The sequence below is a fragment of the Maribacter aestuarii genome (assembly GCF_027474845.2).
Classification (GTDB): Bacteria; Bacteroidota; Bacteroidia; order Flavobacteriales; family Flavobacteriaceae; genus Maribacter; species Maribacter aestuarii.
In genome coordinates this window covers 3,453,625-3,466,283 of record NZ_CP107031.2, presented here as the reverse complement: position 1 = coordinate 3,466,283, position 12,659 = coordinate 3,453,625, and the positions used below count along the sequence as shown (strand labels likewise).

Below are 12,659 nucleotides of genomic sequence, written 5' to 3'. Positions count from 1 at the left end.
AACATGGCATACGATAAATTTACAATATTAAAATCAACGGCGGTCCCACTACCTATTGAGAACGTAGATACGGATCAGATTATCCCCGCACGCTTTTTAAAAGCTACCGAACGCAAAGGGTTTGGCGACAATCTGTTTAGGGATTGGCGTTACAATCAAGATAATACACCTAAGACCGATTTTGTTTTAAACGACCCCAAATACAGCGGAAAAATCTTGGTCGGGGGAAAGAATTTTGGTTCAGGTTCCTCTCGTGAACATGCTGCTTGGGCAGTTTATGATTATGGATTCCGATGTGTAATCTCTAGTTTTTTTGCAGATATTTTTAGGGGTAATTGCCTCAATATCGGGGTCTTACCGGTGCAAGTCAGTGCCGAGTTTCTTCAAAAGATATTTGATGAAATAGATAAAAATCCCAAGGCGGAATTTACGGTCAGCCTTCCAGAACAAACGGTAACTATCGAGGCAACTGGAGAAAGCGAGTCCTTTGACATCAACGATTACAAAAAGGGCAATATGACCAATGGTTTTGACGATATCGATTATTTACTGAACATAAAGGATAAGATTCAGGAGTTTGCCAAGAGTACACCCCTATAATCTTAATTTATAACAATCACCCCAACATGGGGAAGTCCGGGGGATATCCCCCTCTACCCAATTTCTAAATGGGAACACAAAAAAGAAAGTTGGAAATAATGGATACAACCCTTCGCGACGGCGAACAGACCTCGGGTGTATCTTTTTCGGCATCAGAAAAACTTAAGCTCGCTAAATTATTGTTGGAAGAGCTTAAAGTGGACCGCATTGAGGTGGCATCTGCCCGAGTTTCCGAAGGCGAGTTGGAGGCCGTGCAGCAAATTACCCAGTGGGCGAAATCCAACAACTACCTGGATAAAGTGGAGGTCCTTACGTTCGTGGATGGCGGAGTTTCTTTAAAATGGATGGATAAGGCCGGTGCCAAGTCACAAAATCTATTGACAAAAGGATCCTTGAACCATTTAAAGCACCAACTCAAGAAAACTCCCGAGCAGCATTTCAAAGAAATTGCAACGGTTTTCAAAGCTGCTGAAAAGAAGGGAATCATCAATAACATTTACTTAGAGGATTGGAGCAATGGTATGCGAAACTCTAAAGCGTATGTTTTTCAGTTTCTAGACTTCTTAACTACCCAACCAGTAAAAAGGGTATTGTTACCCGATACACTGGGTATTTTAACCTATAAGGAGACCTTCGATTTTATATCGGAAATCGTAGCACGTTATCCAAAAATGCATATCGATTTTCATGGCCATAACGATTATGATCTTGGTGTTGCCAATGTCATGGAAGCCGTAAAGGCAGGATGTCATGGATTGCACCTCACGGTAAATGGTATGGGCGAGCGCGCCGGTAATGCTCCAATGGCGAGTGCCGTGGCCGTCATTAACGATTTTTTACCAGAGGTTGAAATTGGGGTTAATGAATCTTCTCTATTTAAGGTGAGTAAATTGGTCTCAGCTTTTACAGGGTTCGGAATTCCCGCGAACAAGCCCATAGTTGGAGATAATGTTTTTACACAAACAGCTGGCATTCACGCAGATGGAGACAGTAAAAATAACCTTTACTTTAGCGATTTAATGCCGGAACGTTTTGGTAGAAAACGTAAATATGCTCTTGGTAAAATGTCCGGAAAGGCAAACATCCAAAAAAATTTACAGGAGCTTGGCTTAACCTTGAACGACGATGAGCTGAAAAAAGTTACAGCTAGAATTATTGAGCTTGGCGACAAGAAGGAAAGGGTTACCAAAGAGGATTTACCATACATTATATCGGATGTATTGGATACCAAGGATAATCTGCAGAAGGTTTTTGTAAAATCCTATGTGTTAACGCATTCCAAAGGATTAATGCCTTCCACTACCCTATCGGTTGAAATTAACGGTAAAAATTATGAGGCTCACGCCCAGGGGGATGGTCAGTACGACGCATTCATGAATGCCTTGAGAAAGGTTTATAGCTCTTTAAAGATAGAACTGCCCACCTTGGTAGATTATGCGGTTCGTATCCCACCCGGAAGTAATTCCGATGCCCTTTGTGAAACCATCATCACGTGGTCTAGCGGTAACAAAGAGTTTATTTCAAGAGGATTGGATTCCGATCAAACGGTATCGGCCATAAAAGCGACAGAAAAGATGTTGAATATTATATAACCGTTAGCTGTTAGCTGTTAGTTGTTAGTTGTTAGTTGTTAGTTGTTAGTTGTTAGTTGTTAGTAAAAAGAAGTGAAAATAAACCAATAGCCAATAGCCAATAGCCAATAGCCAATAGCCAATAGCCAATTAAACAGAATTTCACAATAAACTGAAAAGATCACCGCTTGCGCGGAAAAAAATAAAACTTACTATCAATGAAACTAAACATAGCCCTTTTAGCCGGAGACGGTATAGGACCAGAAGTAATAGACCAAGCCGTAAAAGTTTGTGATGCCATAGCCGTAAAGTATAATCATGATATCAACTGGAAACCTGCCTTAACAGGTGCGGCAGCGATTGATGCCGTTGGAGAGCCCTATCCGGATGAAACCCATGAAATCTGTGCCAATGCAGATGCCGTTCTTTTTGGTGCTATTGGACATCCAAGGTTTGATAACGATCCATCGGCCAAAGTGCGTCCAGAACAGGGGTTGTTGAAAATGAGACAAAAATTAGGGCTTTTCGCTAACGTTAGGCCCACTTTCACTTTTCCATCATTAATAGATAAATCGCCCTTAAAACGGGAACGCATTGAAGGAACTGACTTAATCATTCTTCGCGAATTAACCGGGGGAGTTTATTTTGGGGAACGGGGAAGAAAGGACAATGGAAATACCGCTTTCGATACGATGACCTATACCAGGGCTGAAATTCAACGTCTGGCAAAAAAAGGATTTGAAATGGCCATGACGCGATCAAAGCGACTTTGTTGCGTAGACAAAGCCAATGTTTTAGAATCATCACGCTTATGGCGGGAAACGGTCCAAGCCATGGAAAAGGACTATCCAGAGGTAGAAGTCACCTATGAATTTGTAGATGCTGTTGCGATGAGATTGGTGCAATGGCCCAAAGGATACGATGTCATCATAACCGAAAATTTATTTGGAGATATTTTAACGGATGAAGCTTCGGTTATATCAGGGTCCATGGGCCTAATGCCGTCCTCATCGGTTGGAAGCAAAGTCTCCTTATACGAACCTATACACGGCTCCTATCCGCAAGCTGCTGGAAAGAATATTGCTAACCCTTTGGCTACGGTATTATCGGCAGCAATGCTTTTTGAGGATTTTGGTCTACAGCAGGAAGCGGATGATATCCGTCGTGTGGTAAATAAATCCTTGGCAGAAGGCGTAGTCACCGAAGACCTATCGGAAGATGCCAAATCCTACAAAACCAGTGAGGTTGGGGATTGGTTGGCCAAAAATATTTAATGTGTATTTTTTGTAACAAATTTTAAGGTCCAAGAAGTATTCTTTGGACCTTTTTTTATGGTTTACAAAAGTGGTAAAAATGAAACAGTGAGCCTCTTGAACCCATTAAAAAAATCCATTAACTTCGTTATGAACCGCTAAAAAACATGTACTGAGCCTGTCGAAGTATGACTTCTATTAGCTATTTGTTGCAAACAATTAAAAAAACCTTATGAGTAAAAATTTTTTAATCTTATGTTTAAGCTTTTTCGTATTTGGTTATATCTATGGGCAATACGATTGGACCCAAGGAAAATTAATATTGAAAAAGGGGGACACACTAATTGGGTATTTGAAATTGCCCATAATCAACAAGGCCGCCATTGGTAACTCTCACTCAATAAAATATAAGGAATCGAAGGAACAAAATGGTAGATCACAGTACTATCCAAGTTCAGTTAAAGAAATAATTTTTAAAGATTTAAATAATGAAACTTCAATTTATAGATATATAAAAACTTCTAAGCATGGCAAATCACAAATGTTTAAGCTACTCTATAGCGGAGACAATATCAGGTTATATGGACGAATGGTAAGCGAGATAACTGCTTCTCCACTTCCAGGGAATTCTAATATTGTTACTTCAGAGGGCTATTATCCTACGGACTTCAATGAATTTTACGCACAAGGAAAATATGACAGAATTGCAACGCCATTGATCAAAGTCGGGCCATTTACAAAATCTTTTAAAAAAAATGCAATGAAATATTTTTCAGATTGTCCGGACCTCGCATTAAAAATTGAAAACGGAAAATTAAGGCAATCTGATTTGTTGGAAATAGCTGAAAAATATGATGAATGCAAATAGAACTGTTTACAACAATACCTATACCAAATAGGGTATAAAATGATGAACTTTATGGTTTGGGTATTTTTACTAAGTCCGCCAAATCTTTTTGATTTGGCTTTTAAATTGAAAAAGATAAAATCAAAACAAAAAAGCCCTCACTAATTAAATAACGGAGCTTTTAGAGTCGTATTCTCAAATACTTTTACAAAATATAATCCGTACTCACAAAATTAGAAAGCTTTGTCTCCAAAAGCTTTTCTATGGTTTCGTTGTTCAAATTATTATCCTTAAAAGCTACAAAGGTTCTGATGGAGAAAGAACGCAATGCATCATGAACACTTAGTGTTGCTTGTGCTGAGTCCTTTCTTCCCGTAAACGGATAGACATCGGGCCCACGTTGGCAAGAACTATTCAGGTTCACACGACAAACCAAATTCACTAAAGTATCTATTAAAGGCGCCAATGCATACACGTCTTTTCCAAAGAGACTTACCTGCTGACCATAGTTACTCTCCGCCATATCATCCAAAGGCTCTTCGATATCGACAAAAGAAAGTATTGGAATAATGGGTCCAAACTGTTCTTCCTTATAGACGCGCATATCCTTCGTCACAGGATACAATACCGCTGGCCAAATATAATTTTCCGTTCGCTGGCCACCCTTTTTGTTGATAATTTTTGCTCCTTTGGCAAGGGCATCATCAATCAATTCTTGGATATAATCCGGTTTATTCGGTTCTGGCAGCGGAGTTAATTTGACTGCGTCGTCCCATGGATTTCCGAATTTTAAACCGTCGACTGCATCCGCAAAACGTCTGTTGAACTTTTCCCGAATATCCTCATGTACGTATACTACTTTTAAGGCCGTACAACGTTGACCGTTAAAAGACAGCGTTCCTGCGATACATTCGTTAATGGTTAATTCCATATCCGCATCTGGTAGGATAATGGCAGGATTCTTCGCTTCTAGTCCAAGTACTAAACGTAATCTATTGCTCTTGGGGTGCTGGTCTTGCAGGGCGTTGGCTGATTTACTGTTCCCTATCAACGCAAGAACATCTATTTTTCCTGTTTTCATTATTGGGGCGGCTACCGCCCTTCCCCGTCCAAAAATAATATTGACCACTCCTTTTGGGAAGCTGGTCTGAAACGCCTCCAAAAGCGGAGTTATCAATAAGACTCCATGCTTCGCCGGTTTAAATATGGTAGTATTCCCCATAATGATAGCCGGAATCAATAAGGCAAAGGTTTCGTTCAGGGGATAGTTATAAGGTCCTAAGCACAAAACCACTCCTAATGGACCTCTTTTTATATGCGCATACACCCCATCATGTTTTTGGAATTTAGCCGCATTTCTGTCCAGCTGTTTGTAATCCTCAATCGTATCCTCAATGTATTCCACGGTGCGGTCAAATTCCTTTTCCGAATCCGGTAAGGATTTACCTATCTCCCACATTAATAATTTTACTACAACATCTCGCTTGGTTTTCATCTTGGCAACGAAGACCTCCATACATTCAATACGGTCCTTGACGTGCATGGTTGGCCAAACTCCCTGTCCTTTTCCGTAAGCTCTTAAGGCGGCATCTAGGGCATCTAGCGCTTCAGTTTCCTGCATATCCGGAATACTACCTAACAAAGTTGGTTTGTATTCCTTGGTCGAAGAAATGGTGGAATATACTTCTGTAGTATTCCCTGTCCATTCTTTAAGTTCACCGTCAACCAAATACTTCTTTTGATGTATTGTGTCGGTGATTTGATATGCTGCAGGTATGTTTGTTTTGGCTGTTCTCATAATTGTAACTCTTAAAATACGTTAATACGAAAAATCCTTGATTGCTCAAGGATTCATTAGTTATACAATGGGTTTCATTGCAGTCATAGATTCCCTTAATCTAGTACCTACCACTTCCACGGGATGTTTCCGCAAGGCTTTGTTCACTTCAATTAATTTAGCGTTATCCACTCCATTACCCTTACCTTCCCCATAGTGTTTTCCAATGACATCAACATCAATTTTTTTCATGAAATCGGCCAACAAAGGTTTGCAAGCATGGTCAAACAAATAGCATCCATACTCTGCTGTATCGGAAATTACCCTGTTCATTTCAAACAATTTCTTCCGTGCAATGGTATTTGCGATTAATGGTGTTTCATGTAAAGATTCGTAGTAAGCGGACTCTGCTATGATACCGGATTCCGTCATGGCCTCAAAAGCCAACTCTACCCCTGCCCTAACCATGGCAATCATTAAAACTCCATGGTCATAGAACTCCTGTTCCGAGATATCCTCATTGCTAGCTGCAGTTTTCTCAAAAGCAGTTTCGCCCGTTGCAGCACGCCATTTTAATAAATTTTTGTCATCATTGGCCCAATCCTCCATCATTGTTTTAGAGAAATGCCCGGTCATAATATCGTCCATATGCTTGTAAAACAAAGGTCTCATGATATCCTTCAATTCCTCAGAGCGTTCAAAGGCCTTTATTTTAGCTGGGTTTGATAGGCGGTCCATCATATTAGTAATTCCCCCATATTTCATACCCTCGGTTATAGTCTCCCACCCATACTGAATTAATTTTGAGGCGTAACCAGCATCTATTCCTTTTTCGACCATCTTATCAAAGCATAGAATGGATCCTGTCTGTAACAAGCCACAAAGAATGGTCTGTTCTCCCATAAGGTCTGACTTTACCTCCGCCACAAAAGAGGACTCTAAAACTCCGGCTTTGTGTCCGCCGGTACCTGCTGCATAGGCCTTCGCCTGTTCCAATCCCTTTCCTTCAGGATCATTTTCCGGATGTACGGCAATTAATGTTGGGACACCGAACCCTCTTTTGTATTCCTCCCTTACCTCAGAACCTGGACTCTTTGGCGCTACCATGATTACGGTCAAATCCTTACGGACCTGCATACCTTCTTCAACGATGTTAAAGCCATGCGAATAGGACAACGTCGCCCCCTTTTTCATTAAAGGCATTACAGCACCTACTACGGCAGTGTGCTGCTTATCCGGAGTAAGATTGATGACAAGGTCGGCACTAGGAATCAATTCCTCGTATGTGCCTACGGTAAAACCGTTTTCAGTTGCATTGATATAAGACTGCCTTTTTTCTTTTATCGCGGCATCACGTAGCGTATAGGAAATGTCCAATCCTGAATCTCTCATGTTCAAACCTTGGTTTAGACCTTGGGCCCCACATCCTACGATAACAATTTTCTTTCCTTTTAAAGCACTAACACCATCAGAGAATTCCGATGACTCCATGAACCTACATTTTCCCAGTTGGGTTAATTTATCTCTTAACGATAGTGTATTAAAGTAATTTGCCATTTTGTATTCTCTTAGTTTGATTTTTGAATGATTAGTTATGTTGAAATTCTTTTAATATAGCCGATATCTGCATTTCCTCCTTGGATATAGATATGCGCCCAGAGCGTACAAATTGCATGATACCAAAGGGTTTTAATTGTTTATGCATTTCATCTATTTCATGCCTTCTTCCGCTTTTTGCCAAAACAAAAAAATCCCTAGCCACAGTAACAATTTGCGAGTTGCTTTCTTTGATGATATTCTGGATTTGACGCTCATCGAACAACAGGTCTGAAGCAATCTTAAATAATGCCGATTCTTGATATATGGTCTCTTCGTCCGTATGGTAAAACGCCTTGATGACCTCTATTTGTTTTTCTATTTGCCCTACGATGTTCGTGACCCATTTCTCGGTCGTGTTCACCACTATAGTAAACTTAGAAACTTCATCAATTTCTGATTTAGAGACATTTAAGCTTTCGATATTAATGTGACGCTTTAAAAATATTCCGGAAATCCTATTGAGTAATCCGACGTTATTTTCGGAATACACCGATATGGTAAACCATTGCTTTTCCATTGTTCATCTATTTTGACTTTGGTTCTTCAACCTCAAGCCCAGTAATTTTATTTTTTAACCGCTATTATCACCCCAGTTGACCAATTCATTTTGGTCAAGCTTAAGTCATTTCTCTTTTCCAAATAAGACACTAACCCTCGAACCTTCTCATCATGTCCCTCTGGCCAATTAGGTTGTTGCTTCATATCGTCAATGATGTAAAAGCCACCTGATTTGAGCATGTTCAGCGTTTCTTCTAATTGGCTGTACTTTCCTGGCCAGGCATCCGCAAATATTAAATCGAACTTCGGTCCAGTATAATTTTCTAGCCAAATGGATGCGTCTTCACAAAATACTTCCAACCTTTCGTCCTTTCCAAAATAGTGTTGTGCTAATTCAATTAATTCGGGATTATTATCGATGGTAATTAGATTAGAATTTTCATCCATACCATCAATCATCCAGGCTAACGACAAGCCAAGACCGGTTCCAAGTTCAAGAACTCTTGCCGCAGGCTTAGAACTTATTAGTGTTTTTAACATGGTGCCAATGTAAATATCCGAAGGCATGGTAAAACCAATTTCTTTGGATTTACGCTGTATCTCCTCATAAATTTTAGGAACATCCCTAATGATGGTTTCATGCATTGGTCTCTTGTCGGTTGATTATTAAAAACTTCTTATTTCAATCGTACCTCGGATACGGCGGCTCCTGATGGTATCATTGGAAATACATTATCTTCCTTCTCTACCTTTACTTCCAAAAAATAGGGCTTATCAGAAGCTATCATCTCTTGAACGGCTGCTTTTAAATCTTTTCTTTCGCTCACCCGTTTAGCTTCTATATGATAACCTTCCGCAATTTTCACAAAATCTGGATTCACCATCACGGTAGAGGCATAGCGTCTATCAAAAAATAACTCCTGCCATTGGCGTACCATACCCAAATGGTCATTGTTCAGTACCACAATTTTTACCGGTACATTATGTTGAAATATAACTCCTAATTCTTGAATGGTCATCTGATATCCTCCATCGCCAATTATGGCAACAACTTCCCTATCCATCGCTCCCATTTTGGCACCTATGGCGGCAGGAAGGGCAAAACCCATGGTCCCAAGGCCACCGGAAGTTATATTACTTTTCGTTTCCTTGAACTTTGCATATCTACACGCAATCATTTGATGCTGACCCACGTCCGATACTATAGCCGCTTTATGATTGGTGGCTAAATTAATTTCCTCGATTACCTCACCCATGGTCAATCCTTTTTTGGTGGGATAGATATCATTTTTGATGACGGTATCATATTCTATTTGATACTTTTCCTTAAAGACGGTATGCCAAGACTCGTGCGAATTCGAATTGATCATCGGAATTAGAAGCGCTAGTGTTTCTTTAGAATCTCCAAGTACGGCTACATCCGCATGGACATTTTTATTAATTTCTGCGGGGTCAATCTCAAAATGAATCACCTTCGCTTGCGTGGCATAATCTTCCAGCCTGCCCGTCACACGATCATCAAAGCGCATACCTATGGCAATTAGCACATCGCACTCATTAGTTAAAAGGTTAGGTCCGTAATTCCCATGCATACCCACCATACCAACATTCAAGGGATGTCCTGTATCCAATGCAGAAGCTCCCATAATGGTCCATGCGGCAGGGATTCCCGCCTTCTCTACTAATGCTTTAAGTTCTTCCTCCGCCTGACCAAGAATAATACCTTGTCCCCAAACAATAAATGGTTTTTTCGCATTGTTGATAAGCTCAGCAGCTTCTTTAATGGATTCTTTGTTAGGTTTTGGAGTAGGGTTGTAGCTACGGACGCCAGTACATTTTTTATAAGAAAAATCAAATTCCTCGAATTGGGCATTTTTAGTAATGTCCACCAATACAGGTCCAGGTCTGCCAGATTTAGCTATATAAAAAGCTTTGGCCATTATTTCTGGAATCTCCGAAGCTTTCGTGATTTGATAGTTCCATTTGGTGACAGGGGTAGAAATCCCGATGATATCGGTCTCTTGAAAGGCATCCGAACCTAATAAGTGTCTCGGTACCTGCCCAGTAATACAAACCATTGGTGTGGAATCTATCTGGGCGTCTGCCAATCCCGTTACCAAATTCGTTGCTCCGGGGCCAGAAGTGGCCATTGCCACACCAACTTTACCAGAAATCCGCGCATATCCCTGTGCCGCATGCGTTGCTCCTTGCTCATGGCGTGTTAAAATATGAGTCAGTTTATCCTGAAACTTATATAACTCATCATATACAGGCATAATTGCACCACCTGGATATCCATAAAGTAAATCCACTCCTTCAGCAAGCAAACAATGAATTATTGCCTCTGCGCCAGAAATATTAATCGTGGTTTGTGTTTTCGTGGCTGTTTTTTTTTCTTTTATCGTTTCCATAATACAAAATTCAATTTTCAAACTCGAATACAAATTTTCAACACCTTCCCGTATTTAGTACTCGAAACCCATTTTATTTTTTCAAAATTCATCCGTAACACATCCTTGTGCAGCGGATGACACTGAACGGGCATATTTATAAAGTACCCCTTTCTTAAATTTCAATTCTGGTTCCACCCATACAGCTTTCCTTTTCAGCAATTCCTCATTAGAAACATTCACATTTATGGCGTTAGTCTCCGCATCAATAGTGATGATGTCTCCATCCTTTACCAAGGCAATGGTCCCACCTTCCTGCGCTTCTGGAGAAATGTGTCCTACTACAAAACCATGTGTTCCGCCAGAAAATCGGCCATCCGTAATCAAGGCCACATCCTTTCCTAGACCTGCGCCCATAATAGCAGCAGTTGGTTTGAGCATTTCCGGCATACCAGGGCCGCCTTTTGGACCCTCGTATCGTATTACTACCACATCACCTTTTTTAACCATTCCGGTTCGGATACCATCGTTGGCTTCGTACTCACTATTGAAAACTTTAGCCGTACCCTTAAAAAGTAAACCTTCCTTACCTGTAATTTTGGCCACCGAACCATTTGTGGCCAAGTTTCCGTAGAGCATTCTTAAATGTCCTGTAGCCTTTATGGGTTTATCCAAGGGCATTATAACATCTTGGCCTTCTTCTAGATCTGGGACATTTTCCAAATTCTCGGCCAGCGTCTTTCCAGTTACGGTAAGACAATCGCCATGCAATAGACCATTTCTTAGTAAATACTTCAATACAGCGGGAATGCCACCTACCCTATGAACATCCTCCATTAAATATTTACCGCTTGGTTTTAAATCGGCAATGAAAGGAGTGGTATCGCTTATATGTTGAAAATCTTGAAGGGTAAACTCTACATCGGCAGCTCTTGCAATGGCCAAAAAGTGAAGTACGGCATTGGTAGAACCTCCCATAATCGTTACCAGACGAATGGCATTCTCCAATGATTTACGGGTAACAATATCCAGGGGCTTAATGTCTTTCTCTATGAGAATTCGCATTTGCTTTCCCGCAGCGATACATTCGGCTTCCTTATCCTTGCTTATAGCGGGATTGGAAGAATTATATGGTAATGCCATACCCAAAGCCTCTATGGCAGAGGCCATCGTATTTGCGGTATACATGCCACCACAGGCACCAGCACCTGGAATGGATTTTTTTATAATACTTTTAAATTCGGATTCCTTCATGGTACCGGCTACCTTTTCCCCCCATGCCTCAAAAGCTGAAACGATATCCAACTTTTTATCATTATGACACCCTGAAGCGATGGTCCCCCCATATACCAATATGGAAGGTCTATTAAGGCGCAACATCGCCATTAATGCTCCGGGCATATTCTTATCACAGCCAACAACCGTTACCAGAGCGTCATAGGACATTCCCTGTACCACCGTCTCCATAGAATCTGCTATGATATCACGAGAGGGTAAGGAAAAACGCATTCCAGGGGTTCCCATGGAAATTCCATCACTAACGCCAATAGTATTAAAAATTAAACCTACAGTTTCCTTGGAGTTGACGCCTTCCTTTACCAATTTGGCCAAATCGTTCAGGTGCATGTTACATGGATTACCTTCATAACCAGTACTTGCAATACCGACTAGGGGTTTTTCAAAATCCTCATCCTTAAAACCAATGGCATAAAGCATGGCTTGCGCTGCAGGTTGCGTAGGATCCTGAGTAACATTTTTACTGTATTTGTTCAATTCCATAATCTTGTTCTGGTAAGCGATAATTAGATTTTACAATCCTTTACAATCAAAGATAAAAGTTTAAATACCCCTATAATTTTAACAAAAACGGTGGGTTCAAATTCAATTTAATTAAAATTGATTTAATTAACTGATTATCAATTAATTAATTCTTCTTTTTATATCATATTCAATAAACACAGCTTGAGTCCATTTGTATGGAAATATAGTCTTGACGTTATTCTAGATAGCGTCGAGATTTACGAGGAAATATAGATTATGTCTTACCAACAATAGAACAAGTCTTATTGCAATGAACTTGCTAAATTTTTTGAAATTTTAATCTGATTACTTTATCGAATGCCT

At 40.3% G+C, this 12,659-nt stretch carries 10 protein-coding genes; 4 read left to right on the top strand and 6 right to left on the bottom strand.

Annotation, left to right across the window (positions count from 1 at the left end; genetic code table 11):
• Nucleotides 1-3: 3 nt before the first annotated feature.
• From leuD to N8A89_RS15725, 4 genes are all read left to right on the top strand, one after another.
• Nucleotides 4-600 (top strand): 3-isopropylmalate dehydratase small subunit, encoded by a 597-nt coding sequence (gene leuD / locus N8A89_RS15740; RefSeq protein WP_281543079.1) that lies wholly within the window; start codon nt 4-6, stop codon nt 598-600.
• A 68-nt stretch (nt 601-668) separates the two neighbouring features.
• Entirely contained in the window at nt 669-2,192 is a 1,524-nt protein-coding gene (locus N8A89_RS15735) for an alpha-isopropylmalate synthase regulatory domain-containing protein (RefSeq protein WP_281543078.1), read from the top strand.
• 197 nt (nt 2,193-2,389) lie between these two features.
• The gene (gene leuB / locus N8A89_RS15730) at nt 2,390-3,445 is read left to right on the top strand and encodes a 3-isopropylmalate dehydrogenase (RefSeq protein WP_289644582.1); all 1,056 of its coding nucleotides are present in this window, start codon (nt 2,390-2,392) and stop codon (nt 3,443-3,445) included.
• 211 nt (nt 3,446-3,656) lie between these two features.
• Nucleotides 3,657-4,292 carry a hypothetical protein gene (locus tag N8A89_RS15725; RefSeq protein ID WP_289644581.1) on the top strand — a complete coding sequence of 212 codons (636 nt, stop codon included), beginning with the start codon at nt 3,657-3,659 and terminating at the stop codon, nt 4,290-4,292.
• Between the two features lie 184 nt (nt 4,293-4,476).
• On the opposite strand, the gene N8A89_RS15720 is transcribed toward N8A89_RS15725, so the two are convergent.
• The 6 genes from N8A89_RS15720 to ilvD form a co-directional block, all read right to left on the bottom strand.
• Nucleotides 4,477-6,069 (bottom strand): NADP-dependent glyceraldehyde-3-phosphate dehydrogenase, encoded by a 1,593-nt coding sequence (locus N8A89_RS15720; protein WP_281543076.1) that lies wholly within the window; start codon nt 6,067-6,069, stop codon nt 4,477-4,479.
• Nucleotides 6,070-6,129: 60 nt separating this feature from the next.
• Nucleotides 6,130-7,605 (bottom strand): ketol-acid reductoisomerase, encoded by a 1,476-nt coding sequence (gene ilvC, locus N8A89_RS15715; protein WP_281543075.1) that lies wholly within the window; start codon nt 7,603-7,605, stop codon nt 6,130-6,132.
• A gap of 31 nt (nt 7,606-7,636) precedes the next feature.
• The gene (ilvN, locus tag N8A89_RS15710; protein WP_281543074.1) at nt 7,637-8,164 is read right to left on the bottom strand and encodes an acetolactate synthase small subunit; all 528 of its coding nucleotides are present in this window, start codon (nt 8,162-8,164) and stop codon (nt 7,637-7,639) included.
• 47 nt (nt 8,165-8,211) lie between these two features.
• Nucleotides 8,212-8,790, bottom strand: a complete 579-nt coding sequence (locus N8A89_RS15705; RefSeq protein ID WP_281543073.1) for an O-methyltransferase — start codon at nt 8,788-8,790, stop codon at nt 8,212-8,214.
• A gap of 32 nt (nt 8,791-8,822) precedes the next feature.
• Nucleotides 8,823-10,556, bottom strand: coding sequence for a biosynthetic-type acetolactate synthase large subunit (gene ilvB / locus N8A89_RS15700; protein WP_289644580.1), 1,734 nt, complete (start codon nt 10,554-10,556; stop codon nt 8,823-8,825).
• Between the two features lie 81 nt (nt 10,557-10,637).
• Nucleotides 10,638-12,314: a dihydroxy-acid dehydratase gene (gene ilvD / locus N8A89_RS15695; protein WP_289644579.1), complete on the bottom strand. Its 1,677-nt coding sequence runs from the start codon at nt 12,312-12,314 to the stop codon at nt 10,638-10,640.
• Between the last annotated feature and the right edge of the window lie 345 nt (nt 12,315-12,659).

Excerpts from the sequence above, each read along its gene's own strand:
- leuD (WP_281543079.1), top strand. The coding sequence starts at position 4 with ATGGCATACGATAAATTTACAATATTAAAATCAACGGCGGTCCCACTA.
- N8A89_RS15735 (WP_281543078.1), top strand. The coding sequence starts at position 669 with ATGGGAACACAAAAAAGAAAGTTGGAAATAATGGATACAACCCTTCGC.
- leuB (WP_289644582.1), top strand. The coding sequence starts at position 2,390 with ATGAAACTAAACATAGCCCTTTTAGCCGGAGACGGTATAGGACCAGAA.
- N8A89_RS15725 (WP_289644581.1), top strand. The coding sequence starts at position 3,657 with ATGAGTAAAAATTTTTTAATCTTATGTTTAAGCTTTTTCGTATTTGGT.
- N8A89_RS15720 (WP_281543076.1), bottom strand. The coding sequence starts at position 6,069 with ATGAGAACAGCCAAAACAAACATACCTGCAGCATATCAAATCACCGAC.
- ilvC (WP_281543075.1), bottom strand. The coding sequence starts at position 7,605 with ATGGCAAATTACTTTAATACACTATCGTTAAGAGATAAATTAACCCAA.
- ilvN (WP_281543074.1), bottom strand. The coding sequence starts at position 8,164 with ATGGAAAAGCAATGGTTTACCATATCGGTGTATTCCGAAAATAACGTC.
- N8A89_RS15705 (WP_281543073.1), bottom strand. The coding sequence starts at position 8,790 with ATGCATGAAACCATCATTAGGGATGTTCCTAAAATTTATGAGGAGATA.
- ilvB (WP_289644580.1), bottom strand. The coding sequence starts at position 10,556 with ATGGAAACGATAAAAGAAAAAAAAACAGCCACGAAAACACAAACCACG.
- ilvD (WP_289644579.1), bottom strand. The coding sequence starts at position 12,314 with ATGGAATTGAACAAATACAGTAAAAATGTTACTCAGGATCCTACGCAA.